Annotated in this window: 22 protein-coding genes; 5 read left to right on the top strand and 17 right to left on the bottom strand. The window is 70.9% G+C overall.

Annotation, left to right across the window (positions count from 1 at the left end; genetic code table 11):
• Window positions 1-83: 83 nt before the first annotated feature.
• Entirely contained in the window at window positions 84-857 is a 774-nt protein-coding gene (locus OG780_RS31400) for an IclR family transcriptional regulator (RefSeq protein WP_151470389.1), read from the top strand.
• Window positions 858-953: 96 nt separating this feature from the next.
• Window positions 954-2,405 (top strand): peptidoglycan D,D-transpeptidase FtsI family protein, encoded by a 1,452-nt coding sequence (locus tag OG780_RS31395; protein ID WP_328453845.1) that lies wholly within the window; start codon window positions 954-956, stop codon window positions 2,403-2,405.
• A gap of 186 nt (window positions 2,406-2,591) precedes the next feature.
• On the opposite strand, the gene OG780_RS31390 is transcribed toward OG780_RS31395, so the two are convergent.
• On the bottom strand, window positions 2,592-4,043 hold the full coding sequence (locus OG780_RS31390) for an NCS2 family permease (RefSeq protein ID WP_326788522.1): 1,452 nt from the start codon (window positions 4,041-4,043) through the stop codon (window positions 2,592-2,594).
• A 254-nt stretch (window positions 4,044-4,297) separates the two neighbouring features.
• Between OG780_RS31390 and OG780_RS31385 the strand changes: the two genes are divergently transcribed.
• Both OG780_RS31385 and OG780_RS31380 read left to right on the top strand, forming a co-directional pair.
• Window positions 4,298-4,864 carry a SigE family RNA polymerase sigma factor gene (locus OG780_RS31385; RefSeq protein ID WP_328453843.1) on the top strand — a complete coding sequence of 189 codons (567 nt, stop codon included), beginning with the start codon at window positions 4,298-4,300 and terminating at the stop codon, window positions 4,862-4,864.
• Window positions 4,861-5,727, top strand: coding sequence for a hypothetical protein (locus tag OG780_RS31380; RefSeq protein ID WP_328453841.1), 867 nt, complete (start codon window positions 4,861-4,863; stop codon window positions 5,725-5,727). The genes OG780_RS31385 and OG780_RS31380 overlap by 4 nt, the downstream gene beginning before the upstream one ends.
• A 110-nt stretch (window positions 5,728-5,837) precedes the next feature.
• On the opposite strand, the gene OG780_RS31375 is transcribed toward OG780_RS31380, so the two are convergent.
• The 16 genes from OG780_RS31375 to OG780_RS31300 all read right to left on the bottom strand — a co-directional run bounded on the left by OG780_RS31375 (window position 5,838) and on the right by OG780_RS31300 (window position 23,920).
• Window positions 5,838-6,632, bottom strand: a complete 795-nt coding sequence (locus tag OG780_RS31375; protein ID WP_328453839.1) for an HAD family acid phosphatase — start codon at window positions 6,630-6,632, stop codon at window positions 5,838-5,840.
• A 123-nt stretch (window positions 6,633-6,755) separates the two neighbouring features.
• The gene (locus OG780_RS31370) at window positions 6,756-7,865 is read right to left on the bottom strand and encodes a right-handed parallel beta-helix repeat-containing protein (RefSeq protein ID WP_328453837.1); all 1,110 of its coding nucleotides are present in this window, start codon (window positions 7,863-7,865) and stop codon (window positions 6,756-6,758) included.
• Between the two features lie 43 nt (window positions 7,866-7,908).
• Complete coding sequence (locus OG780_RS31365; RefSeq protein ID WP_328453835.1) at window positions 7,909-8,928, bottom strand: pectinesterase family protein; 1,020 nt, start codon at window positions 8,926-8,928, stop codon at window positions 7,909-7,911.
• 1 nt (window position 8,929) lies between these two features.
• Complete coding sequence (locus OG780_RS31360; protein ID WP_328453833.1) at window positions 8,930-10,072, bottom strand: pectinesterase family protein; 1,143 nt, start codon at window positions 10,070-10,072, stop codon at window positions 8,930-8,932.
• 2 nt (window positions 10,073-10,074) lie between these two features.
• A complete protein-coding gene (locus OG780_RS31355; RefSeq protein ID WP_328453831.1) occupies window positions 10,075-11,403 on the bottom strand; it encodes a pectate lyase family protein in 1,329 nt (442 codons plus the stop codon).
• A 55-nt stretch (window positions 11,404-11,458) separates the two neighbouring features.
• On the bottom strand, window positions 11,459-12,253 hold the full coding sequence (locus tag OG780_RS31350; RefSeq protein ID WP_328453829.1) for a rhamnogalacturonan acetylesterase: 795 nt from the start codon (window positions 12,251-12,253) through the stop codon (window positions 11,459-11,461).
• Between the two features lie 184 nt (window positions 12,254-12,437).
• Window positions 12,438-13,820, bottom strand: coding sequence for an ABC transporter substrate-binding protein (locus tag OG780_RS31345; RefSeq protein ID WP_328453827.1), 1,383 nt, complete (start codon window positions 13,818-13,820; stop codon window positions 12,438-12,440).
• A gap of 186 nt (window positions 13,821-14,006) precedes the next feature.
• Window positions 14,007-15,572, bottom strand: a complete 1,566-nt coding sequence (locus OG780_RS31340; protein WP_328453825.1) for a glycoside hydrolase family 43 protein — start codon at window positions 15,570-15,572, stop codon at window positions 14,007-14,009.
• On the bottom strand, window positions 15,572-16,414 hold the full coding sequence (locus OG780_RS31335) for a PmoA family protein (protein ID WP_328453823.1): 843 nt from the start codon (window positions 16,412-16,414) through the stop codon (window positions 15,572-15,574). Before OG780_RS31335 ends, OG780_RS31340 begins: the two co-directional genes overlap by 1 nt.
• Complete coding sequence (locus tag OG780_RS31330; protein ID WP_328453822.1) at window positions 16,411-17,682, bottom strand: Gfo/Idh/MocA family protein; 1,272 nt, start codon at window positions 17,680-17,682, stop codon at window positions 16,411-16,413. Before OG780_RS31330 ends, OG780_RS31335 begins: the two co-directional genes overlap by 4 nt.
• Window positions 17,679-18,581, bottom strand: coding sequence for a carbohydrate ABC transporter permease (locus OG780_RS31325; RefSeq protein WP_443062239.1), 903 nt, complete (start codon window positions 18,579-18,581; stop codon window positions 17,679-17,681). The genes OG780_RS31330 and OG780_RS31325 overlap by 4 nt, the downstream gene beginning before the upstream one ends.
• Complete coding sequence (locus tag OG780_RS31320; protein ID WP_328453820.1) at window positions 18,578-19,513, bottom strand: carbohydrate ABC transporter permease; 936 nt, start codon at window positions 19,511-19,513, stop codon at window positions 18,578-18,580. The genes OG780_RS31325 and OG780_RS31320 overlap by 4 nt, the downstream gene beginning before the upstream one ends.
• Window positions 19,514-19,611: 98 nt before the next feature.
• Entirely contained in the window at window positions 19,612-21,342 is a 1,731-nt protein-coding gene (gene araD / locus OG780_RS31315; RefSeq protein ID WP_328453818.1) for an L-arabinonate dehydratase, read from the bottom strand.
• Window positions 21,330-22,238, bottom strand: a complete 909-nt coding sequence (locus OG780_RS31310; protein ID WP_326788509.1) for a dihydrodipicolinate synthase family protein — start codon at window positions 22,236-22,238, stop codon at window positions 21,330-21,332. The genes araD and OG780_RS31310 overlap by 13 nt, the downstream gene beginning before the upstream one ends.
• On the bottom strand, window positions 22,235-22,891 hold the full coding sequence (locus OG780_RS31305) for a GntR family transcriptional regulator (protein ID WP_328453815.1): 657 nt from the start codon (window positions 22,889-22,891) through the stop codon (window positions 22,235-22,237). Before OG780_RS31305 ends, OG780_RS31310 begins: the two co-directional genes overlap by 4 nt.
• A 441-nt stretch (window positions 22,892-23,332) precedes the next feature.
• The gene (locus tag OG780_RS31300) at window positions 23,333-23,920 is read right to left on the bottom strand and encodes a TIGR03086 family metal-binding protein (protein ID WP_328453813.1); all 588 of its coding nucleotides are present in this window, start codon (window positions 23,918-23,920) and stop codon (window positions 23,333-23,335) included.
• A 516-nt stretch (window positions 23,921-24,436) separates the two neighbouring features.
• Between OG780_RS31300 and OG780_RS31295 the strand changes: the two genes are divergently transcribed.
• A complete protein-coding gene (locus tag OG780_RS31295; protein WP_328453811.1) occupies window positions 24,437-25,612 on the top strand; it encodes a serine hydrolase domain-containing protein in 1,176 nt (391 codons plus the stop codon).
• Window positions 25,613-25,693: the final 81 nt, after the last annotated feature.

Genomic DNA, 25,693 nt, shown 5'->3' with positions numbered 1-25,693 from the left:
GGTGTTCGATATGCTGAACGCTGTCTCTGATGGTGAATCTCCTGTCGGAGACTATTTCCCGTCCAACGAAGGGGTCAAGCGCGATGTCGGCAGGCGAGACAGGTGGCGGGGCGCAGGTCAAGTCCGCGGTGCGGACCGTTGAATTGCTGGAGTACTTCGCCGGCCGGCCCGGAATGCATTCCCTCGCCGCGGTCCAGGAGGCCGTCGGATATCCCAAGTCCAGCCTGTACATGTTGCTTCGCACGCTCGTCGAACTCGGCTGGGTCGAGACGGACGCCACGGGCACGCGGTACGGCATCGGCGTACGGGCCCTGCTGGTCGGCACCTCGTACATCGACGGCGACGAAGTGGTCGCCGCGGCCCGCCCGACCCTCGACCGCCTCTCCGACGACACCACCGAGACGATCCACCTCGCGCGCCTGGACGGCACGAACGTCGTCTATCTGGCCACCCGGCAGTCGCAGCACTATCTGCGCCCCTTCACCCGGGTCGGCCGCCGTCTCCCCGCCCACTCCACCTCGCTCGGCAAGGCGCTGCTGGCCACGTACGGTGACGAGCAGGTCCGCAAGATGCTGCCGGAGACGCTCCCCGCGCTGACCGAGCACACGATCACCGACCGGGAGAAGCTCATCGAGGAGCTGCACCAGGTACGGGAGCAGGGCTTCGCGGTGGACCGCGAGGAGAACACGCTGGGGCTGCGCTGCTTCGGCGTGGCGATCCCGTACCGCACGCCGGCCCGTGACGCGATCAGCTGCTCGGTGCCTGTGGCCCGGCTCACCCCCGCGCACGAGCAGATGGTCAAGGACGCCCTGTTCGACGCCCGCGACCGGCTCACCCTGGCCACCCGCAGGCTCTGACGGCGCGACGGCCGACCGGTGGCCTCATGAAGGATTGATGAGAAAACCGGGCGGACGGGAACGATTCGCCCCTGATCGCTCGTCCTTCTGTGCGGGATGAACAAGACGATCAGGCGTGCCGCCGTCTTCTCACTGCTGCTCGTACTCTCTCTGCTGATCAGGGCGACCTGGGTGCAGTTCTACGACGGCCAGGCACTCGCGGACGACAAGGACAACCGGCGGAACGCGATCGCGCTGTACGCGAACCCGCTCGGGAACATCATCGTGGCCGGCGACGCGATCACCGGCTCCGCGGAGACGACAGGGAGCGACCTCAAGTACAAGCGGACGTACAAGAACGGCAGCCTGTACGCGGCGGTCACCGGCTACAGCTCGCAGGTCTACGGCGCGACCCAGCTGGAGGGCATCTACCAGAAGCTGCTGGACGGGTCGGACCTCCAGCTGAAGAACCCGCTGGACACGCTCACCAACAGGCGCGCCGACCCCGGTGACGTGGTCACGACGATCGCCCCGGCCGTCCAGAAGGCCGCCTACAACGCGCTCGGGAGCAACAAGGGCGCGGCCGTCGCGATCGACCCGAAGACCGGCAAGATCCTCGCGGTCGTCTCGACACCGTCGTACGACCCGACGTCGATCAGTGCGGGCAACAACAGCGTCTGGCAGAAGCTGACCAAGGACGCCGACAAGCCGCTGGTCAACCGCGCGCTGCGGCAGCCGCTGCCGCCGGGCTCGACCTTCAAGCTGGTCGTGGCCGCCGCCGCGCTGGAGAACGGGCTCTACTCCGACGTGGACGCGAAGACGACCAGCCCGGACCCGTACACCCTGCCGGGCACGACGACCGTCCTGAAGAACGAGAACGCGTCCGCTCCCTGCGAGAACGCCTCGATCCGGGTCGCGCTCCAGTACTCCTGCAACAACGTCTTCGCGAAGATGGCGGTCGACCTCGGCCAGGACAAGGTCAGGGCCATGGCGGAGAAGTTCGGCTTCAACAACACCAAGCAGGACGTGCCGGTGCGGGCGTACGCCAGCGTGTACCCCACGGGCATGGACAGGTCGTCCACGGCGCTGACCGGCATCGGGCAGTTCGACGTCACGGCCACGCCGCTCCAGATGGCGATGGTGTCCGCCGCGATCGCCAACGACGGCAAGCTGGTCTCGCCGCACATGGTGTCGCAGACCAGCGACTCCGACGGCAACGTGCTGAGGAACTACGACGACAGCACGGACACCAAGGAGATCGTCAGCTCGGAGACCGCCCGGCAGCTCCGGTCCGCGATGCAGACGGTCGTCGAGGACGGCACGGGCACCAACGCCCTGATCCCCGGCGCGACCGTGGGCGGCAAGACCGGCACGGCCCAGCACGGCGAGAAGAACAGCAAGACGCCGTACGCCTGGTTCACGTCGTACGCGAAGTCCGACTCGAACGGCAAGGAGGTCGCCGTCGCGGTCATGGTCGAGCAGTCGGACGCGGCGCGCTCGGAGGTCAGCGGCAACGGACTGGCGGCGCCGGTCGCCAAGGCGATGATGCGGGCGGCGCTGAAGAACTGAGGCGCGCCCGGCCCCACACGCGCGGCAGCCCCGCACCCCATCGGGTGCGGGGCCGCCGTGCGTAAGGACTCCGTCGGACGGACCGCAGCCACAGACACCGGCTCCCTCGGACGGACCGTCGCCTCAGGAACCGGCTCCCACCGACCGGCCGGTCGCTTCAGGCACCGGCTCCCTCGCGCGGACCGGTCACTTCACGCCGAGTACCTGCTCCACCGGGTCGATCGCGAAGTACACCAGGAACAGCGCCGAGACGGCCCACAGCAGCCAGTTGACCTCCTTCGCCTTGCCCAGGACCGCCTTGATGACGACGTAGGCCAGGAAGCCGGCCCCGATGCCGTCGGTGATGGAGTACGTGAACGGCATCACGGCGATGGTCAGGAACGCCGGGATCGCGATCTCGTACCGGTCCCAGTCGATGTGCTTGACGTGGGTCATCATCAGGAACCCGACCGCGATCAGCGCGGGCGCCGCGGCCTGGAGCGGGACGATGGTCAGCAGCGGGGTGAGGAAGAGCGCGAGGCCGAAGAGGCCGCCGGTGATCAGGTTGGCGAAGCCGGTGCGGGCGCCCTCGCCGACGCCGGCCGCGGACTCGATGTAGGCGGTGTTGGAGGAGGCGGAGCCCACACCGCCCGCGACGGCGGCGGCGCCGTCGATGAACAGGACCCGGCCGATGCCCGGGACCTGGCCCTGCTCGTCGAGCAGCCCGGCCTCGGCGCTGATCCCGACGATGGTTCCCATGGCGTCGAAGAAGTCCGACAGGACCAGCGTGAAGATCAGCAGGACCGCGGTGAGGACACCGGCCTCGGCGAAACCGCCGAACAGGCTGAAGTGGCCGACGAGTCCGAAGTCCGGGCTGGCGACGATCTTGTCCGGGACCTTGGGCGTGGTCAGGCCCCAGCTCTTGATGTCGGCGACGGCGTCGATGACGATCGCCACGACCGTCATGGTGACGATGCTGATGAGGATCGCGCCCTTCACCTTGCGGGCGAGCAGCGCGATGGTCAGCAGGACGCCGAGACAGAAGACGAGGACGGGCCAGCCGGTGAGGCGGCCCACGGCACCGAGCTGCACCGGGACGGTGGTGTGGGCGACGTCCGGTATACGGCTGACGAACCCGGCGTCCACGAAGCCGATGAAGGCGATGAACAGACCGATGCCGACGCCGATGGCCTGCTTGAGCTGCTGCGGGATCGCGTTCATGATCGCTTCCCGGAGGCCGGTGAGCACCAGGACGCAGATCAGGACGCCTTCGAGGACGACCAGGCCCATGGCGTCGTCCCAGCTCATCAGCGGCGCGAGCTGGAAGGCCACGACGGCGTTGAGGCCGAGGCCCGCCGCGATGGCGAGCGGAAGGTTGCCCCCGATCCCCATGATGACGGTCATGACACACGCCACCAGCGCGGTGGCGGTGACCAGTTGGCCGGTGTCCAGCGTGTGCCCGAACTTGTCCTTGGCGCTGCCGAGGATGATGGGATTCAGGACGAGGATGTAGGCCATGGTGAAGAAGGTGGCGAACCCGCCGCGTATCTCCCGGCCGACGGTGGAGCCTCTGGCGGATATCTTGAAGAAGGCGTCGACCCCGCCTGCCGCCGGTGGGGCGGTACTTGGCCGGTTGTCGACCTTCTGCGCTTCGGACATGGCGATACTCCTCGTTGCCTGCGTGCCTCGTGTGCGGATGCTGGCTGGATTGTTCCCCCGATCAACGGGTTTCAGGTTTTCCCCGTGTTACGGAATCGAGTTCGGCCCGCCATACGCCGTTCGAAGGCCCGTACGACCGGCTGGTACGCTCACGCATCCCGCTCCGCCGGAACTCCCGTGCTCCACACCGGAATCACGGATCCGTACCCACCGCACCCGCACCGTGCCGCAGCCGAAGCGAGGGGAGACACCCCGTGGGCACGCTCGTCGAGGACGCCGCCTCGGTGGAGTTCCACGCCTTCTTCGAGCGGCACTACGCCGAACTGGCCCGGCTGGCGCACCTGTTGACGGGTGAGCCGGACGCCGCCGACGATCTGGCCGCCGACGCGCTGCTCGCGCTGTGGCACCGCTGGGACCGGGTGCGGGCGGCCGACCGTCCGACGGCGTACGCGCGCGGAGTGGTCGCCAACCTCGCCCGCACCCGGATCCGCGCCGCCGTGCGGGAACGCCGGCGGATCACGCTCGTCTGGTCGCAGCGCGAGGACAGGGCCGAGAACCCCGACGTACCGGGGACGGTCGATGTCCAACAGGCCCTGCGCCGACTGCCGTTCCGCAAACGTGCCTGTGTCGTGCTGCGGCACGCCTTCGACCTGTCGGAGAAGGACACCGCGCTCGCCCTCGGCGTCTCCGTGGGTACGGTGAAGAGCCAGACGTCCAAGGGCATGGCGGAGCTGAAGCGGCTGCTCGGCACGGACGAGGAGTCGGTACGGATGCACGCGGGGGCGCTGCCCACGGGTGGGACCGGAGGACGGGACCGGTGAGGGAGCCGCGGGAGGTGCACGACGAGCTGCGCGCCCGGCTGCGCGAGGCGGCCGGGGCCCACGAGCCGGACCGCGCGCGCGTCCTGGCCCGGGTGGAGCGCGGCATGGCGGGCTCCGGCGAGCGGCGGCCCCCGCGGCGTGCCGCGCGCCCGCCGCTGCTCGGCTGGGCCCGTGTCCTGGGCGCCACGGCCGCGGTCGCGGGCGTCCTGGTGGTGGGCGGTTACGCGGTCGCCTCGGCGGTGCGGGACGACGGCCCGGCACGGCGGACCGTGGCCGTTCCCCCGGCGCCCGACCCGTCGCCGGACCCGGCCGGCCGGGCGCCGGCCACTCCCAGGGCCGGACCTCGTTCCGGGACGCCGAAGGTGTCGGACCGGCCGCGTCCGTCCCCCTCCCGGACCCGCACGACGAGCGGCCCCACGGCCCCGGACCGGGCGCCCGGCGGGGACACCTCGGACGGTCCGTTGCGGTCGGACGGCTCGGTCGACCCGCACAGCGACGACTATTGGGCGCAGAGCGATGTCAGCCTGCGGACCACGGAGCAACTCACCTCGCTCTCGGTCACGTTGGAGGTCAGGCAGACCGGCGGGGTGAGCGAGGCGGGGGCCTGGCTCTCGCTGCCCGGGAACGACTTCACGACGACGGTCACCGAGCGGGACGGCTTCCTCGTCTACACCTGGACGCTCAGGCCGGGTCGCACGGTCCGGCCGGGCGCGTGGATCTTCGCCGGCCAGTACGGCCACGATCGTGGCGGCCGGGACGCGAAGGACGACGGCTACACCGTGACGGCGACCGCGAAGGGCGGCGAACGGGCTTCCGTGGCCGGGGACTTCGTGACCCGGGACACCGACGGCGGCGATCCATAGGGCCTGGCGTTTGGATCATGCGGCGGGACGCGGGGACGCGTTCGCCTCCCGGCGACGACGAACGCCTCCGCCGGTGACGACCGGCGGAGGCGTTCGACGATGGGGGCGTGTCAGCTCACGAAGTACGTGGGGTTCGGGAGCTTGTAGGTCTTGTCGGCGTAGCCGCCGTCGAGGTCCGAGTACTGGTCGCCGAAGTTGGCGACGATGTCGTACCCGAGGGACTCGATGTGCTTGCGGGTGCCGGACTTGTACTGCACGGTCGTGCAGTTCCAGGCGGTGGCGGTGGCGCAGTCGCTCAGGTACGCGGGCGGGTTGGCCGCGTCCTTGAGGAACATGTGCGCGGCGTCGAGGTTGACGTCGACGCCGACCTTCTTGAGGTTGTCGACCGCGGAGACGCGCTGCGACTCCTTCAGGCCGGAGTTGTAGAACACCTCGACGCCCTTGGACGCGGCGTACTTGACGAGGTCGGGGCTGCCGAAGACGGCCGGACGGTCCGCCTGGGCGACGTACGCGGCCCAGGAGGCCGAGTTGTAGGTGTAGTTGGTCTTCTTCTCGTAGTCGAGGGAGAGCAGCAGCGTGTCGTCGATGTCGAAGACGACCGCGGGCTTCCCGTGGCGGTGGTGGGCCTTGCGGGCCGCCTGGTCGATGTACCGCTTGGCGGAGGCGTCGAGGCGGGCCAGGTCCTTGGCGTACGAGCTGTCGGGGGACGCCTGGTAGACCCCGTTGGCGTCGGCCGTGGTGCCGTAATAGGTGTCGATGTCCTTGACGAGAACACCGATGTTGTAAGGCTCGTGCGTCGAGTTCGCCGTGGACTGACCGGCGGTGGCGACGCCGGTGCCGTACAGGGCGGCACCGGCGACGACACAGGTTGCGGCGACGGCCGCTATGCGCAGTGACTTATGCATGACAGGGTTTCTACGCGCGTCACGTCGCTGGACGCGAGGCCTTTTGCCGGATCGATACATACTTTTCGGCCGACTTGGGCCTCGCGTCGCACGGATCGGGCCTCACGAACTGCCCGGCGGGAGTCAGTTCATGGTCGCGCCGATGGTCGTGCTGCCCGTCGTGAGGAAGGTGGTCGTGGGCAGTGTCCCGCTGGAGGAACGGGAGTTGTACGTGCTGGTCGCGTCCGTGGAGATGAACGACGGGGTGGAGACGCCGGAGTCCCAGTTGTTGCCGGCCGACGTCACCGAGGATCCCTTGGAGACCGCGGTGCCGTTGCTCACGGCGAGGTTCTTGCCGAGCTTGGCGGCGCTGGTGGCGAAGTAGTAGCCGTACTTCCCGTTGGCGTAGGCGGTGGTGCGGTTGATGACGATGGCGCCGGTGTTGGAGTTCTCGGTGAAGCCGCTGCCCGCGTCGTCCCAGGCCGCGGAGTTGTTGACGACGTGCGCGACGACCTCGCCGTCACCGCCCAGCTTGTAGCCGTTTCCGTCGCCCGCGAAGGCCGAGTCGCTCCAGCGGTTCTTGCCGTTGCCGAAGGACCAGGTGTGTTCGACGGTGACGGGCGAGGAGAACGACCAGAAGTCGATGCCGTCGTCCGAGTTGTTGTACAGGCGGGCCCCGGTGATCAGGTTGCCGGTGCCCGAGCCGAACTTCACGGCGACGCCGTCCGCGTTCTCGCCGTGGTTGGCGGCGTCGTAGTTGCCGTACGAGTCGATGTTCTTCACCGTGTTGTTGACGGTGCCGTCGCCGGTCAGCGTGAAGCCGGAGTCGCCGCCGTTGATGGTCTTGATGTTGCTCCAGACGGTGCCGGTGCAGGACTGGCAGACGACCGCGCTGTCCGGGGAGTTCTGGAACGTGATGTTGGAGACGTTCCAGTAGTCGGCGGTCAGTTTGAAGATCCAGGAGCCCGAGGGGAGCGAGGAGCCGTCGATCTTCACGGTCTCCGAGCCGTACGCCGTGAGGGTGACCGGCGAGGAGGACGTGCCGTTGGCCGTGGACTGGAGGGTGGCCGTCGGGGAGTAGGTGCCGCCGCGCACCTGGATGACGGTTCCGGCGGTGGCGCCGGAGATGGCGCTGGTCAGTTGGGCGGTGGTGGAGACGACGACGGTGGCGGCCTGCGCCTGGGTGGGGAGGACGGCGAGGCCTGCGCCGAGCGCCAGGGTGGCGCCTAAGGCGAGAGCGGTACGACGAGACATGGAGTGCGGTCCTTTCGTCGTGCTGGGGAGTGAAACGGGGGAATCACGGACGCCAGTCGCCGAGATACGCGGCACGGGTGTGCTGCTCGGCCTCCGCGTCCGTGAGCTGGGGACGGTTCTCCGGGACGGTGATCACCGCGCCGGGTCCGGTGTTGCGGTACTCGCGAAAGCGCATGGACTGCCACGGATAGGCCGCGCGCATGTCGGTGTAGGGCGCCACCGCGTCGATGCCGGGCCCGAGTTCGCAGCCGCGGACCACGAGCGAGGGCCACGCGGTGGTCTCGTACGACGGGACCCAGGGCCGGGCGATCTTGTACGCCCCGTCCTCGGCGCCCGAGGTGACACGGCCGCCGACGGCGAGGAAGCCGTGGGGGTTCGCGCGGGCCGTGGACGGCGCGAAGACCATGCCCTCGGGCTTGAACGAGACGTCCCGGTCGAGGGTGTGGAAGCGGCAGCGCTCGAAGACGGCGGTGGCCCGGCCGAACACGAAGTCGACGTCGCCCTCGATGTGGCAGTCGCGGTAGCAGTGCCGGTCGAAGGCGGCCAGGTCCGTCGTGTCCGCGAACAGCGTGTCCTGGTGGGCCAGCAGCCGCACCCGCTCGAAGTACGAGCGGTCGCCGGTGACGTAGGCCGCGACCGCCTGCGTGCCGGTGGTCTCCGGGTGGTCCGCGCGCAGCCAGTCGTTCGCGATCGTCAGCCGGCGCACGGTCAGCCCCGGAGCCGCCGAGGTGAAGGTGGCCGAACCCGCGGTCCCGTAGGTCCCGGAGCCGTCCGGTAGCGGCGTGCCGTTCGCCCGGTCGAAGACCACGACCGCGTCGCGCGGGTCGCGGGTGGCACCACGGAGGGTCAACTCCCCCTTGTCGGCGGGGATGCGGACCACCTCGCGGTACGTTCCCGGGTGGATGACGATCGTCTGCCCGGGACCGTCCACCGCGTCCACGGCGGCCTGGACCGAGTCGCCGGGACGCACGTGCAGGACACGGCGGCCGTGGGCGGCGGCCGGGGCCGTGCCCACGGCCGTGACCGACCCCGCCAGGCCGGCGAGGAGGGTTCGCCTGCGCATCTCAGCACCCCTTCCACGGAGTCCAGTCGCCGAGGTACGCCTCGCGGGTCGCCGAACGGGCCTGCTCGTCCGTGAGCTGGGGACGGTTCTCCGGGACGGTGATCACCGCGCCCGGCCCGGTGTTGCGGTACTCGGCGAAGCGCTGGCTCTGCCACGGATAGGCGGCCGACATGTTCGTATAGGGCGCCACCGCGTCGATGCCGGCGTCCAGACGGGTGTCGCGGACGGTCAGCATCGGGCGGGCGGTGAGGTCCGAGCCGGGCACCCAGGGACGGGCCAGCTTGTAGTACGCGTCCGGCGCGGCGCTGCTGATCCGGCTGCGGGTGACCAGGTATCCGCGCGGGTCGGCGACGGCCGTGGACGGCGCGAGGACGAAGCCGTACGGGGCGCCGGCCAGGTCCGTGCGGTCCAGGGTGCGGAAGTGGCAGTACTCGAAGACCGCCGTCGCCCGCCCGAAGACGAAGTCCACGTCCCCCTCGACGTAGCAGTCCCGGTAGTACTGCCGGGCGAAGGTACCGAGCGCGATCGAGTCGGCGTACAGCGTGTCCTGGTGGCCGAGGAAGCGGCACCGGTGGAACGCCGAGCGGTCGCCCTGCACCTTGATCGCCACGGCCTGGGTGCCGGTGATCCCGGGGTGGTCGGCGCGCAGCCAGTCGTTGGCGAAGGTGACCGAGCGGGCCGTGAACCCGTCGGTGCGGACCGTGGTCGTCGCGGACCCGGTGGTGCCGTAGGTGCCCGAGCCGTCGGGCTTCGGCGTGCCGTTGGCGTTGGCGTACACGACGACGACGTCGCGCGGGTCGCCGGAGGCGCCGATCCAGGTCATCTCGGAGCCGGCGGCGCCGGGCAGACCGGTCGCCGGGTCGACGGCGCCGACCGAGACCGTCTCGCGGTACACGCCGGGTGCGATGACCAGGGTGAATCCGGCGCCGGTCGCGGCGGTCACGGCGGCCTGCACGGTGGTGTGGTCGCCGAGGCCGCCGGGATGGACGTACAGCGTCCTCGCGTCGCGCCGCGCGGACGGCGAACCGTGGCGCCCGAAGGGAGTGCGCCCGGTGGCGCGGGCGGGGGCCGCGAGGCCGAGAGCCAGTGCGGCTCCGGTGCTCGCGGCGACGAACGCCCTTCTGCTGACGGGGTGTCCGGCCATGGTCAGCAGATCTTTCCGGCGCCCGCACGGTGGTCGACGATGCCGGGAACGGCCCTCGGCGGGTCGACCTTCGTCCGCAGGACCGGTGTCCATCCGGCACCGGACTGGAGCGTCTCGGCCGGGATCTCCGCGTTGTGCACGGCGATCAGGTCGGTGCGTACGCCGTTGACGTAGTTGTCGGCCGCGGTCAGCGGCGCCTCCTTCCACTTCTTGAGGATCAGCGCGGCGCTGACCGAGTCCGGCAGCGTGAACGCGTTGTGCTCGGCGACGAGTTGGGACTCCATGCCGATGCCGTAGCTGTAGCCGTAGGTGGAGTCGGCCACGAAGTGGTTGTTGTAGGAGTCCACTTGCCCGAAGCGGACGCGGGGGGCGCGCTCGACGAGGCCGGTGAACAGGTTGTGGTGGAGGGTGACCTTCAGATGGCCCCGGTCCACGGCGGCGGTCGCCGCGCTGTCGCTGTTGCCGATCAGGATGGTCTTGTCGTGGTCGGCGAAGACGTTCCAGGAGGCGGTCACGTAGTCGGCTCCCTTGACGATGTCCAGTTCGCCGTCGTGCTGTTCGTAGATCCGGCCGTAGTACGTCGGCAGCGAGCTGTCCGGGTGGTCGCCGTCGGTGAACGTGTTGTGGTCGAGCCAGACGTGCGTGGCCCCGTAGACCACCGCGCTGTCGTACTCGGAGTTCCAGTTGCCGGTGTCGCCGTCGGTGGGGTCCCACTGCGGGAAGCAGTCGAGGGGGCTCTCGAAGGCGAGGTTGCGGACGATGACGTTGTCGACGTCCTTGATCTGCAGGCTCGCGCCCTTGATGCCGGCGTCGCGGCCGATTCCGACGATGGTGGTGTTGGCGGGGACGTACGCCTTCATGGCGGTGTCCTGGTCGGCGGCGGAGGCGGCGCGCAGATCCTCCTGCTCGCCGCTGACCACCTGGTCGTAGCCCCACACCGCGGGGTCGTAGTCGGCGAGGTAGCGGTCGAAGTCGTAGCCGGGCGCGGCGAAGGAGTCGCAGCCGTCGGCGTTGGCGTCGATCGTGCCCTTGACCTTGATGATCTTCGGGGCGCTGCCGTCGGCGGCGAGCGCGGCCCTGAACTCCGCCCAGGTCGTGACCGTGTGGATCCGATCGGCCTTGGCGGCCGAGCCGCCGGTGGTGCCGGTCCCGTCGGAGGCCCAGCCGTCGCCCGCGGCGAGCGTCTGCCGGGCGGGCTCACGGGACTGGGCCTGGGCGGGGGTGCCGGTGACGGCGAGCACGAGGGCGGTGCAGCCCATCAGCGCGGCCGTTCTCCGCGTGGCGGTCACGCTCCATGCCGTGGCATGCCCATGCCATTTCTGTGTGTTCATCGTGCGGCTCTCTTTCCTTCGGCTCAGGGACTCAGGGACTCAGGGACTCAGGGACTCAGGCGGTCGGCCAGGTGATCCAGGACTCGGGTATCTCCGCGTCGAGACGGTGTACGTCCCGGGGCGCGAGAACCCGGGAGTGCAGCAGTCCGGCCGCGACGAGACGGGCCACGGCGATGGCACCCGGCGGGTTGAAGTGCGTGTTGTCCTGCTCGGTCGCGGTCCAGTTGAAGTACTTCTTCGTCTCCTCGACGCCGAGCCGCTGCCACAGCGCGATGGACAGGGCCTGGATGTCGAGGAGCGCCACGTGCTCGTCCGCGGCGAGCGCCCGCATCGACGCCGGGTAGTCGCCGTGCGTCGGCACCGCGTTGCCGTCCGCGTCGAACTTTCTGCGCTCCACCGGGGTGGCGAGCAGCGGCCGGGCGCCCCGGGCCCGCGCCCCGGCGATGTACTGCCGCAGGCAGTCCTGGAACGTCGTCCACGGCTCGGTGTAGCGCGTCGGGTCGGCGCTCTTCTCGTCGTTGTGCCCGAACTGGACGAGCAGGAGGTCGCCGGGCCGGATCACGTCGAGGATCGCGGCGAGGCGCCCCTCGTCGATGAAGCTCTTCGAACTCCGGCCGTTCACCGCGTGGTTGGCGACCACGACGTCCTCGTGGAGGAAGAACGGGAGGGCCATGCCCCACCCGGTCTCGGGTGCGGCGTCGGCGTACTTCTGGGCGGCGGTGGAGTCGCCGGCGATGTGGAGGGTGCGCGGCCGGCGGTGCGGGGCGGCGGGCGCGGGGCCCGCCGCGGCGACGGCGAGCGGCAGGGCGGCCACGGCCGCCGAGGTGACCTGTCTGCGCGTGAGGGACACGGGCGTGTGCCTTTCGACAGAGGGTTCGGCTGAGCTTTCTACGGGAGGTCCCGGCCGACGTTCCGGCAGAGGACCGGCAAAGGTTCCGGCTGAGGTTCCGACGGAGGTGCGGAGACAGCCGCCGGACCCCCGGGCCGGCCGCGGCGCGACGCGCGCCACGGCCGGGCCCTGTGGGCGGGCCGGGTCAGTGGTGGGCCTTCCAGTCGGCCTGCGCCTTGTTGAGCTGGTCGGCCAGCGTGTCCAGGAAGTCCTTCACGCTCATCTTGCCGAGCAGCACCTTCTGGAAGTTCGGCTCGTTGTCGGCCTTGGAGATGGTGTTCCAGTCGGGCAGGTAGTACGGCAGCTGCACGATCTTGGTGCCGGCGCCGTTCAGCGCCTCGGCGGCGAGCTTGGTCGGCTCGGCCTGCTGGATCCAGGCGTCCTTCGCCGCGTCGGTGTTCGCCGGAACCTGACCGGCCGACTCGTTGAACTTGGAGTTCTCCGCCGCCGAGACCGCGAACTCGATGAACTTCCAGGCGGCCGCCTTGTTCTTGCCGGACTTGAACAGGCTCAGCCCGTCGACCGGGTTGGAGATCTGCACCCGCGTGCCGTCGTCCAGCGTGGGATTCGGGATGCCGCGGAACTTGCCGGCGCCCAGCGCCTTCAGGTGGTCCTGGTAGGAACCGAGGTTGTGGCTCAGCATGCCGATGGTGCCGCTGTCCCACTGCGCGACCATCTTGGTGAAGTCGTTGTTGACGTCGGCGGACGGGGTGGACTTCTTGTAGAGGGCGACGTACTTCTCCAGGGCCGCCACGTTCTTCGGGTCGTTGACGGTGGTCTTGTCGCCGTTCCAGAACGAGGTGATGCCGGTCTGGCCGTACGCCGCGTCCAGCGCCGGGGCGATGGAGCCCTCTCCGCCGCGGATGGTGAAGCCGAACTTGTTCTTGCCCGTGTCCGTGAGCTTCGCGGCGGCGTCGTAGAACTTCGACCAGGAGGCCGGCTCGTCCAGGCCCGCCGCCTTGAACAGGTCGGCGCGGTACCAGAGCGTGCCGTTGTTGGCGGAGGTCGGCACCTGGTACAGCGTGTCTCCGCCGCCCGCGGCCCGGCTGACGTCCAGCAGGTTCTGGCTCAGCTTTCCGTTCAGCGCGCTCTTCTCGATCCGGCTGTCCAGCGGCTCCAGCGCCCCCTGGACGGCGACCTCGGCGAGCATCGCGGTGCCCACACCCCCGACGTCCGGCAGGCCGCCGCCCTGGATGGCGGTGTCGTACTTGGACTGGGCGCTCGCGGCCGGGATGCCGACGTAGTTGACCTTGATGTCCGGGTACTTCTTCTCGAAGTCGGCGATGATCTGCTTCCAGATGTCGGTGCGGACACCGCCGTTGTTGTCCCAGAAGGTGATCTCGCCCTTGCCGGAGCCCTCGGTCCCCTTGTCCCCCGCGCTGCCGCTGCCGTCGTCACCACAGGCGGTGACGGTCAGCGCGAGCACGGATCCGAGGGCGACGGCCACGGCGGCGCGCCGGGCTCCATGGACGCCGGTCCTTCTGGGACCGGTCGCCGGTGGGTTGTTCCTGAGTGGGCTGGTCTTCATCGATCGGCTCTCTTCTTCCGGATCCAACGGGGTGGTGGGGTCGGTGCGGTGTCCTCGGAGATCGGCGCCCGGCTGCTTCCGGAAGGGACGCACCCTTCCCTCCCCATCCGGCAAGCGCTTGCTACGGAGGTGCTTCATTGCGGCTCCCAAGGCGGACGAACGACGGACGACGGCTGGTGAAGACCCTCAGGGGGTCGGGGCGACACGGAAACGCGTGAACGTGGCGGCCCCCGCGTGGCCCGCGCCGGACGGTGCGAGCGCGAACAGGCCGAGCAGGGCGCCGACCCAGCGCCAGGGCGTGGCGGCGAAGGCCTGCCCGGAGGGCTGCCGGCCGCCGCCGACGTCGTAGGAGAAGCGGCAGCGGGCCCCCGCGCCGATCTCGACCCACAGCCGGGCCCGGCCCTCGGGCGCCAGGCGTGCCGGAGCGGCGTCGCGCTCGCCCTCGCACCGCCCCGAGCGCACGGAGGGTGCCCCGACGGCGGCGGTCTCGGCGAACCGGTGCACGAGCCGCACCGATCCGTCCGGCTCGCGCTGGAGGCCGATCCAGCCGAACGCGTCCCCGAGCACCGCGATCCCGGCCCGCGCCCCGGGCTCCTCGCTGTCGAGGCACAGGTCGACCTGGACGGTGGCGGCCGCGCCCGGCATCCGCTGGGTGAGGACATGGGGCAGCCGGCGCAGGTCGTGGGCGTCCGCCGTACGGACACAGTTGAGCCGGAGTCCGTCACCGGAGTGCTGGGTGGCCCAGCCGTCCTGGGGGTTGGCGGTCCACTGCCACTGGCGCCCGAAGCGGCCGCCCGGGAAGTCGTCGTCGGTGGCGGGTGCGGACGGCGGCTGGGCCGGCAGGTCCGGCTTGCGGTGGACGGCCACGGGGGTGCCCCGGTCGCCGAGCACCGGCCAGCCGTCCTCGCCCCAGCTCATCGGCTGGAGGTGGACCACCCGCCCGTAGGGTCCACGCTGCTGGAAGTGGGCGAACCAGTCCTCGCCCGCCGCCGTGCGCACCCAGCCGCCCTGGTGCGGGCCGTTGACCCGGGTGTCCCCCTGCTCCAGCACCACCCGCTCCTCGTAGGGCCCGAAGAAGCCGCGCGAACGGAAGGCACCCTGCCAGCCGGTCTCGACTCCCCCGGCGGGCGCGAAGATCCAGAACCAGCCGTCGTGACGGTAGGCCTTGGGCCCTTCGAGGGTGAACCAGCCGGGAATCAGGTCGGCGTCGACGATCACCTTGCCCTCGTCGAGCAGCCCGGTGCCGTCGGGGCGCATCCGGTGCCCGGTCAGCCGGTTCTTCACTCCCGAACGGGACCTGGCCCAGGCGTGCACGAGATACGCCTCGCCGCTCTCCCCGTCCCACAGCGGGCAGGGGTCGATGAGCCCTCTGCCCTCCTTCACCAGGTGTGGTCTCGTCCAAGGGCCCCTGATCTGCGGGGCGTTGACCTGGAAGATGCCGTGGTCGGGGTCGCCCCAGAAGATCCAGAATCGGTCGTCGTGGTGACGCAACGCGGGTGCCCACACCCCGCAGTCGGGCCTGGGGTTCCTGAACTCGCGCGCGGGCTCCAGGCGTTGGAGAGCGTGCCCGACGAGGGTCCAGTTCACCAGGTCCCGGGAGTGCAGCAGCGGCAGACCGGGGGCGCGGCCGAAGCTGGAGGCGGTGAGGTAGAAGTCGTCGCCGACGCGCAGCAGATCGGGGTCTGACCAGTCGGCGTCGAGGACGGGGTTGCGGTAGGTGCCGTCACCGAGGTCGGCGGAGGGCAGGGCCATCAGGGGCTCACCGCCTTGCGGACCAGCGCGGCGGCCCCGCTCCGGTCGAGGGTGCCGTCGGCGACGACGGTGACGACCCGGCGTACGAGCGTCTCCCCCGCCTCGACGGCCAGCCGCTCGTCATGGGCCAGGGAGGAGCCGACGCCCGGGTACTCGGCGGTGCGGACGAACCACGGGTCACGGCGGGTCGCGCCGGTCGCCCCGGCGAGGACGAGCGTCCAGCCGGCGCCCGCGAGGGCGAGCCAGTCGGCGGGGCGCGCGTGCACGGCCTCCTCGCCCTCGGCGTCGGCGGTGAACACGTGCGGGGCCTCCTGTTCCTTGCGGGCCCGCCAGAAGAAGCCGCCGTAGGCCGCGCCCGGCCGTCCGTTGGTGGCGGGGCTGCCGATCGACAGACCGCGCGCGGTGACGTTCGTGAGGGAGAAGGTGAAGTCCAGTGCCCAGGCGGTGTCGGTGAGGGCGACGGCCGCGACCGTACGGCGCTCCCGCAGCAGTTCGGTGCCCGCGGCCATCCAGCGCAGCTCCTCCACGAAGCCGTCCGGGTCGCGCAGCTGGAAGCCGGCGTGCCGCTGGGCGCCGTGGTTGTCGAGCTCGGTCGGTCCCTGGTCGCGGACGTAGGTGCGCCCGCCCCAGAAGTTGTGCCCCTCGACGTCGGGTACGGCGACACCGACGCCGAGGTGGTGGGTGTGGTCGGCCGGGCTGAGCTCGGTGACGGCGGTGCCGGCCAGGGTGGTGACGGGGTGCAGATACGGGCGCGGGGAGAGCCGGGCGGGGAGTGCGGGCCGGGTGACGTAGCGGGCGACGGGGCGGCCCGCGATCCGCAGGAGCTGCGAGTCGTCGTTCATGGGGTGCTCACCTCTTTCGGGAGCGCCCAGGAGGCGCCCAGCTCGGAGTAGAGGGCGAGGGTGTCGGCAGCGGCCGCGACGAATCCGTCGACGCCGGGCACGACACGACGCTGTTCGCCGGGGACCGTCTCCCAGGCGTCCGGGGGCAGCGCGACCGGGTCGGGGGCCTGCCGGATCGCCTCGACGACCTTCATGAAGGCGCCCGTCGACTCGGGCGGGACCAGCAGTGGGGCACCGGCCGTCAGATGCCCGGCCAGGTTCTCCAGCAGGTCGGTACGGCCGTACTCGATCTCCTCGGGGCCGTGTCCGGACCGCTGCACGAGCACCCGGTCCTGCTTGTACCAGAAGGTGATCCGGCCGCCCGTGCCGTGCACCAGGACGTACGGTTCGCCGGGGCGTTCGGCGCAGAGCGTGGCGGCGACGGTGATCCGGCCCCCGGTGGTCGTCACCCGCACGCACGAGGTGTCGTCGGACTCGATGTCGTTGGCCCGCAGCAGTTCGGTCCGGATGCCGGTGACGTCCTCGGCGCGGGTCGAGCCGTCCAGGGCGAGGGCCGTGGCGACGGCGTGGGCCAGCGGGTTCGTCAGGACCCCGTCGACGACGTCGACGCCGTCGAGGCGGCGTCTGCCCGCCCAGGGCGCGCGCCGGAAGTACGCCTCGTCGCGGACCCAGGCGCCCGCCCCGCCGATTCCGGTCACCCGGCCGACCGCGCCCTCGGTGATCAGCTTCCTGATCGCCGGCACGGCGTACGAGCCGAGCGACTGGAAGCCGATCTGGCAGACCACTCCGGCCGCCGCGACTCCGTCGGCCATCCGCCGGAACTCGGCGTAGGACGGCGCGGGCGGCTTCTCCAGGAGCAGGTGGACGCCCTTGCGCGCGGCGGTCAGCGCGAGGTCGGTGTGGGTGGGGATGGGGGTGCAGATCACCGCGACGGCGGCACCGGTGGAGTCGAGGAGGGCACCGAAGTCGGCGGACTGCTCGACGCGTCGCCCGTCCAGCTCCTCCTCGGTGAGCGGGATCAGCTCGCAGACTCCGGCGAGGCGTACCAGGCCCTTGTCCTGGAGCCGGCGGATGTTGTCCAGGTGCCAGCGGCCGTGGCCCCGGGCGCCCGCGAGGACGACGGGCAGCGGGAGCCGGGCCGTCGTGCCCGCCCGGGCGGAACCGGCCGGCCGCGGGAGCCCGGGGCCCGTCGTCGCCGCCCGGACGCCGGACGTGGACGGCCGGCTGTCCGGGTGCGGGTCGCCGCTCCGGCGCGAGGTGGCGGTCATCCCTTCACCGCCCCGGCGCTGAATCCGGTGATCAGCCATTTCTGGATGAAGGCGAAGACGACGACCACGGGGACGGCGGCGACGATGCCGCCCGCCGCGAGCGCGCCGAGGTCGACGCTGTCGGAGCTCATCAGGGTGTTGAGGCCGACCGGGATGGTCTGCTTGCTCTGGTCGCTGAGGAACATCAGGGCGAACAGGAAGTGGTTCCAGGCGTGGACGAAGGCGAAGGAGCCGACGGCGATCAGCCCGGGCCGCAGCAGCGGGAGGACGACGATCCGGAAGGCGTCGAAGCGGTTGCAGCCGTCGACCCAGGCGGCCTCCTCCAGGGTGTACGGCACGTTCCTGATGAACCCGCTGATGAGGATCATCGACAGCGGAAGCTGGAAGACCGTCTCGGCGATGACGACGCTGACCAGCGAGTTGATCATCCGGAGCTCGGCGAAGATCTGGAAGAGCGGGACCAGGAGCAGGGCGCCCGGCACGAACTGCGAGCAGAGCAGAGCGAGCATGAAGCCGCGCTTGATCCTGAAGTCGAAGCGGGCGAGCGCGTAGCCGCCGGCGAGGGCGACGAGCGTGGTCATCACCAGGGTGGAGACGGCGATGATCACGCTGTTCTGGAAGTAGGTCCCGAAGCTGCGCTCGGTCCACACCTTGTCGAAGTGCTCGAAGGTCATGGGCCAGGGCACGAGGGAGGTGGACCCGGCCGGGCGCAGCGCGAAGAGCAGGATCCAGTAGAAGGGGACCAGGGTGAAGACGAGGTAGCCGCCCAGGGGGACGTAGATCTGCCAGCGCGGGACCTCGTCCCAGGCGCGCCGCTTCCTCCCCGCGCGCGGGCGGGGTTCCTCCCTGGGCGGGGCGGGTACGGCCGGGGCGATCGTCCCGGCGTCCTTGGTGATCACTTGTCCCCGCCTCCGAACTTGCTCAGCCGCAGATAGACGATCGAGCAGAACAGCAGAATCACGAACGCGACCGTGGTGAGGGCCGAGGCGTAACCGAAGTTGTGCGCGTCGACACTGGTGTTGGCGATGTAGAGCGGAAGGGTCGTCGTCTCGCCCGCGGGGCCGCCGCCGGTGAGGGTGTAGAGCAGGTCGACGTTGTTGAACTCCCACACCGCGCGCAGCAGGGTGGAGAGGATGATCGCGTCCTTGAGGTGCGGCAGCGTGATGTGCAGGAACTGCCGGACGCGGCTCGCTCCGTCGACCTCGGCGGCCTCGTACAGGTCCTTGGAGACGGACTGGAGGTCGGCGAGGATCAGGATCGCGAAGAAGGGCACCCCGCGCCACAGGTCCGCGACCACGGCCGCCGGGAAGACGGTCGAGGTGTCCGAGAGCCAGCTCGTCCCGTACGAGCCCATGCCCGCGTCGGCGAGGTAACGGGTGATGCCCGTCTGGGAGTTGTAGAGCAGCACCCAGATCGCGGAGGTCAGCACCCCGGAGACGGCCCAGGGCGAGAAGACCAGGGCGCGTCCGGCGGCCCGGCCGACGAAGGTCTGGTTGACGATCAGCGCGAGCGCCAGGCCGAACAGCAGCTGGAGGCCCACCTCGACGACGACCCACTTCGCGCTGAAGGTCAGCGTGTCCCAGAACTGGGGGTCGTCGGTGAAGGCGTGCACGAAGTTGTCGAAGCCCGCGTAGCCGTTGCGCCACGGCTTGGTCGGGTTGTAGTTCTGCAGGCTGTAGTAGAAGACGCTGATGACGGGGTAGGCGATGAAGCCCAGCATCAGCAGCGCCGCCGGGGCGATCAGCAGATACGGAAGCCTGCGCGGGGTCGCTGAGGCACGGCGCCGCCGGGGTGGCGCGGGCGGTTTCGCCACGGCTGCGGCTTGGGCCATGACTGTTCTCCGTTCGCAGTGGGGCAGGTACAGCGGGTACAGGAAGCGCTTGCTACGACCCCATGGGTCGGGCACGTCCACATGCGGTCGTGGGGGCCTCAGCCCGCGTACGGGTCCGGCACCTTGCCCGGGCGGGCCAGGAACGCGAAGTCGCAGCCGGTGTCGGCCTGGGTGATCTGGTCGTTGTAGAGCGCGCCGTAGCCTCGCTCGTACCGGACGGGCGGCGGGGTCCACGCGGCCCGCCTGCGCTCCAGCTCCTCGTCGTCCACGTGGAGCCGGAGTGACCGTGCCTCGACGTCGAGGGTGATCGGGTCCCCGCTCCGTACGAGGGCGAGCGGGCCGCCGACGTACGACTCGGGCGCCACGTGCAGCACGCACGCGCCGTAACTCGTGCCGCTCATCCGGGCGTCGGAGATCCGCACCATGTCCCGGACGCCCTGCTTCAGCAGGTGGTCGGGGATGGGCAGCATCCCGTACTCGGGCATGCCCGGACCGCCCTTGGGGCCGGAGCCCCGCAGCACGAGGACGCTGTCCGCGGTGATGCCGAGCGACGGGTCGTCGATGGTCCGCTGCATGGTGCGGTAGTCGTCGAAGACGACCGCGGGACCGGTGTGCCTGAGCAGGTGCGGCTCGGCGGAGATGTGCTTGATGACGGCGCCGTCGGGGCAGAGGTTGCCGCGCAGGACGGCCACCCCGCCCTCGGCCGCGACCGGGTTCTCCCGGGTGCGGATGACGTCGTCGTTGTGCACCCGGGCGGTCGCCAGCTGCTCGCGCATGCTGTCGTGGGACACCGTGGGCCGGTCCAGGTGCAGCAGGTCGGTGATCCGGGAGAGGAACCCGGGCAGGCCGCCGGCGAAGTGGAAGTCCTCCATGAGGTACTTCTGTCCGCCGGGCCGGACGTCGGCGAGGACGGGCACGGTCCGGGCGATCCGGTCGAAGTCGTCCAGGGTCAGGGTGACCCCGGCCCGTCCGGCCATGGCGATCAGGTGGATCACGGCGTTGGTGGAGCCGCCGAGGCCGAGGACCGTCGTCACCGCGTCCTCGAAGGCCTCGGCCGTGAGGATGTCGGACAACACGCGGTCCTTGTGGACGAGTTCGACGATCCTGAGCCCGGCCGCGGCCGCCATCCGGTCGTGCCCCGAGTCGACGGCGGGGATGCTCGACGCGCCGGGAACGGTGACGCCGAGCGCCTCCGCTGCTGCCGTCAGCGTGGACGCGGTGCCCATCGTCATGCAGTGCCCCGGCGACCGGGCGAGCCCGCTCTCCAGCTCGGTCATCTCACAGTCCCCGATGAGGCCCGCGCGCCTGTCGTCCCAGTACTTCCACATGTCGGTGCCGGACCCGAGGACCTCGTCGCGCCAGTGGCCCGGGAGCATCGGCCCGGCGGGCACGAAGACGGTCGGCAGGTCGACCGAGGCGGCGCCCATGAGCAGCGCGGGCGTGGTCTTGTCGCAGCCGCCCATCAGCACGGCCCCGTCCACCGGATACGACCGCAGCAGTTCCTCGGTCTCCATCGCGAGCAGGTTGCGGTAGAGCATCGGGGTCGGCTTCTGGAACGTCTCGCTCAGCGTGGACACCGGGAATTCGAGCGGGAATCCGCCGGCCTGCCACACGCCCCGCTTGACGGCCTGCGCGCGGTCGCGCAGGTGCACATGGCACGGGTTGATGTCGGACCAGGTGTTGAGGATCGCGACGACCGGCTTGCCCAGGTGCTCCTCGGGGAGGTAGCCGAGCTGCCGGGTCCTGGCCCGGTGGCTGAACGAGCGGAGCCCGTCGGTGCCGTACCACTGATGGCTCCTGAGCTCCTCGGGCCGTTTCACAGGGACCATCCGGCGGCTATGGCGGCGACCTCGGAACGCTCGCTCGCGGGCAGCGGTCTGCTCGGCGGGCGCACGTCACGGCGGCACAGGCCGAGCGAGGACAGGGCTTCCTTGACGACGGTGACGTTGTTCGCGGAGGCGTCGGCGGCGCGCAGTTCCTCGAAGCGGCGGATCCGCTCCCAGACCTTCATCGCGGCCGGGTAGTCGCCGGACCGGAGCGCCTCGATCATGTTCAGCGAGACGGCCGGGGCGACGTTCACCAGGCCCGAGGTGAAGCCGGTGGCGCCGGCCGAGAAGTACGAGGGGGCGTACGGCTCGGCGAGCCCGGCCACCCACACGAACCGTTCGAGACCGGCGTCCCGCGCGAAGGACGCGAAGCGCGCCGCGTCGGGGACGGCGTACTTCACGCCGATGACGTTCGGGCAGGCGTCCGCGAGTTCGGCGAGCCGCGAACCCGCGAGCAGCGGATTGCGGATGTACGGCACGACGCCCAGCTCCGGCACGGACTCGGCGATCGCCCGGTGGTAGTCGACCCAGCCGCCCTCCGAGACGTACGGGTGCACGGGCTGATGGACCATCACCATCGGTGCGCCGAGGGCACGGGCGTGCCGTGCGGAGGCGACGGCGGTGGGCAGGTCGTGCCCGACCCCGACGAGGACGACCGCGCGGTCGCCGGCCTCCTCGATGGTCAACTCGGTTATGGTGCGTCGCTCTTCGGGGGTGAGGGCGTAGAACTCGCCGGTGTTGCCGTTGGGGGTGAGGGTGCGGACGCCGCCGTCGATCAGCCGGCGCAGCAGGGCCCGGTGGGTGTCACGGTCGATCGTGCCGTCCTCGGCGAAGGGGGTCACCGGGATCGCCACGACCTCGGCGAGTGCGGCCCGTTGGGTCTCGAACGTCGCTGTCATTCCTGTCCGCCCTCTTCCTGGCCCTGCGGGAAGGCCCGTCGCACGAACGAGGCGATGTGCGCGTGCAGTGCCACGGCCGCGCCGTCGGCGTCACCGTCGAGGGCGAGACGCAGGATCTCCCGGTGCTCGTTCGCCTCCCGCTCCCAGGAGGGATCGGACGCCCAGGCGACCGCCGAGACGAGGGCCGCCTGGTCGCGCACCTCGTCGAGCATCCGGCCGAGCAGCGGATTTCCGCAGGGCGTGTACAGGGCGCGGTGGAACTCCCGGTTGGCCAGGGAGCGTTCGGCGGTGTCGGCGGCGTCGTCGGCACGGGTGAGCGCGTCGCGGGCGGCGTCGAGGGAGGCTCCCCGGCGCACCACCCGCCGCAGAGCCTCGGGTTCGAGGAGCAGCCGCACGTCGTACACCTCGCGCGCCATGTCCGCGTCCACCATGCGCACCGTGACGCCCTTGTACTGGTTCATCACGACGAGCCCGGTGCCGGCCAGGGTCTTGAGCGCCTCGCGCACCGGGGTCTTCGACACCCCGAACTGCGCGGCGAGGTCGGTCTCGACCAGAGCCTGCCCTGGGGTCAACTGCCCGGTGAGGATGCGGTGTTTGATCCCCTCCAGCACGAACTGCGTGCGGGACGGGATCGGGGTGGGCACAGAGGTCATGCGCGCCTCTCCGGTCTCACGTATCGGATCACGGGAGCCGGGCATCGGTCGCGGACGCCGATCCCCGATCTCGCATATCGCGTCTCATATATGACGTACGAAGTACGACGCGTTGAAGGTAGGAGCGTGACCGTGTTTCGTCAACGCTTCCGGCAGAGGAAGTTCAGGAGACATGTGAGGCGCGGGGCGCGGGAGGGTCCGGACCCTCACACGGGGCGAGGCCTGTCGGATGTTCGCTCTCGCGATGCCGTCCGGGAGAACACGCACGGGCCGCCCGCTCGGCGGGCGGCCCGTGACACTTAAGGAGAGCGGTATTCCAGCGGGAAGGACGGGGTGGCGCCTCACAGGGCGCCGGGCTTCGGGCCACCTCCGGGCCTCACGGACTGTGTGCTTCCGTGAAGCGGTGGTGGCGGACGACGGCTTGCGTCGAGGGCTCCTCCGTTACGGCTTCCAGCCCGGGTCACGACCGCTGAGGCCGATCACGCGGTCGAGGAGCGGGGCGTCGTCGGGTACCGGGACGACGGGGCCGAAGATGCCTCCGACGCGGGTCGGGTCGTCGGCCACACCGGCGAGGAACCGCTGCGTCACCTGAAGGGCGGTGGCGTCGGGCGTGTACTCCTGTCCGGTGGCCCGCGCGAGGTCCCAGCCGTGCACCACCAGTTCGTCGGCGGCGACGGCCGCCGCGACCTCGGCCGGGAGCGTCACTCCGCCCGCCCGGGTCGTGCCGGTCCAGGCGGCCGGGTCCCGCCAGGCGTCGGCGAGTTCGTCGAGCGCCTTCGGCAGGGCCTCACGCCAGCCCGGCTCGATGTCGGGCACGGCGGCGGTCGGGCTGGTGTCGGTCGTCGGGCCCAGGTCCTTGCGCCCGGCGTCGCGGAAGGCGACGGCCAGTCCGGTCAGATGCCCGAGCAGGTTGCGCACCGCGTACTTCGGACAGGGGGTCACCCCGTCGAGCTGTGCGTCCGTGACACCCGCCGCGAGGCGCGCCACGACGAGTGCCTGCGGGCCGAAGTCGAAGGTCTGGCCGGTCATCCGATGCTCCTCAGAACGCGTATCCGTTGTCGTATCCGATGCGGGGACACCGTGGGCGAGCCCACGGGGAGACTCCCGCGGGCGGGACCCGGGGCCGAGCCTGTCGGGGCACTCCCGTGAGGGCCCGTGGGACCAGTTCCTCGGGGCACTCCTGTGAGCGCAGAGCCTCGGGGCAAGCCCGTGGGACCGTCCCCGTGGGGTAGACCCCGCCCGCACCGGAAAGTCATCGGTACCCCGGCCGGGGATTCCCGCACCGGACTCATCGGCCCCCGGCCCTCGGCCCAGGGTTCCCACACCGAGCCGTCGACCCCCGGACCGGGATTCCCGTACCGGAGCCGTCGACCCCCGGCCCAGGGCCCCGCAGAGGGTCGGCCGGACGGCCCAACACCGGGCCGCCCGCTCCTCCGTATGCAGCAGCGGCGCGGGCGAGCCGATCACCCCGGACCGAAGCTGGGCGTGCCCCGGCCCCCGCCCGACCCGGGAGGGGGCGTGCCCGGCCCCGACTCGGGAGAACCCATGCCTCTGCCCCGCCGCCTCCGGCCGCGTCCGTCCCTCGGCGTCCTGCTGGCCGCCGCCTGTCTGACCGGCGCCGTGTCCGGACCGGCCGACGCCGGTTCCGGCTCCACGGACCGTGACCACGACCGCGCTCTGCGGAAGCAGCTCGAAGAGCTGGTGCACAGCCCCGGCGGCCCGCCCGGTGTCATCGCCGTCCTGCGCCGCGAGGGCGAGTCCCGCATCGTGCGCGCCGGAGTCGCCGACCTCGACAGCGGACGCCCGATCCGGACGGACGACCACACGCGGATCGCGAGTACGGCGAAGGCGTTCAGCGGTGCCGTGGCACTGCGCCTGGTGGACCGGCGCGCGCTCTCCCTCGACGACACGATCGGCCGCCGGCTGCCGTCCCTGCCCCGGCAGTGGCGCGCCGTGACGCTGCGCCAGCTCCTGAACCACACCAGCGGGCTGCCCGACTACACGCAGTCCCCCGAGTTCCTGGAGATCCTCACCGCCGATCCGCGCCACCACTTCGACTCGCGCCGGCTGCTCGACTACGTGGCCGACGAACCGCTGCTGTTCCGGCCGGGCTCGAAGTACCAGTACTCGAACTCGGACAACATCGCGGTCGCGCTGATGGCCGAGGCGGCAACCGGCCGGCCCTACGAGCAGTTGCTGCGGGACCTCGTCTACCGGCCGCTCGGCCTGCGCGACACGAGCCTCCCCCAGGGCTACGAGATGCCCGAGCCGTACATGCACGGTTACGACGTCACGCCGCCGAATCCCCCCGAGGACGTCAGCGAGGCGCTCAGCGCGTCGGGCGTGTGGGCGTCGGGCGGGATCATCTCCACCCCGGCGGACCTGACGCGCTTCATCCGCGGGTACGCGGGCGGGGCCCTGATCTCCAAGGCCACCCTGCGCGAGCAGCGCCGATGGATCGACGGGGCCTCGGAGCCCGCGGGCCCCGGCGTGAACAAGGCGGGAGAGGCGATCTTCCGCTACTCCACCCGCTGCGGAGTGGTCCTCGGCCACACCGGCAACTTCCCCGGCTACACCCAGTTGATCGCCGCCACACCGGACGGCCGGCGGTCACTGACCTTCACGCTCACCACCCAGGTGAACAAGACGACCAAGCCCGAACTGCTGGAGCGGCTGCGCGCGGTCCAGGAGAATTTCGTCTGCGCGCTGCTGAAGAACTGACGGAGTCCCCCGAGGGCGCCCGGACCACTCCGGGCGCCCCCTCCGCCCACTGCCCAATGCCCGCCGCCCGCCGCCTGCCGC

Source organism: Streptomyces sp. NBC_00386 (assembly GCF_036063235.1).
Taxonomy (GTDB): domain Bacteria; phylum Actinomycetota; class Actinomycetes; order Streptomycetales; family Streptomycetaceae; genus Streptomyces.
The sequence above is the reverse complement of the archived record's forward strand: the minus strand, read 5'-3'. Positions and strand labels throughout refer to the sequence as shown.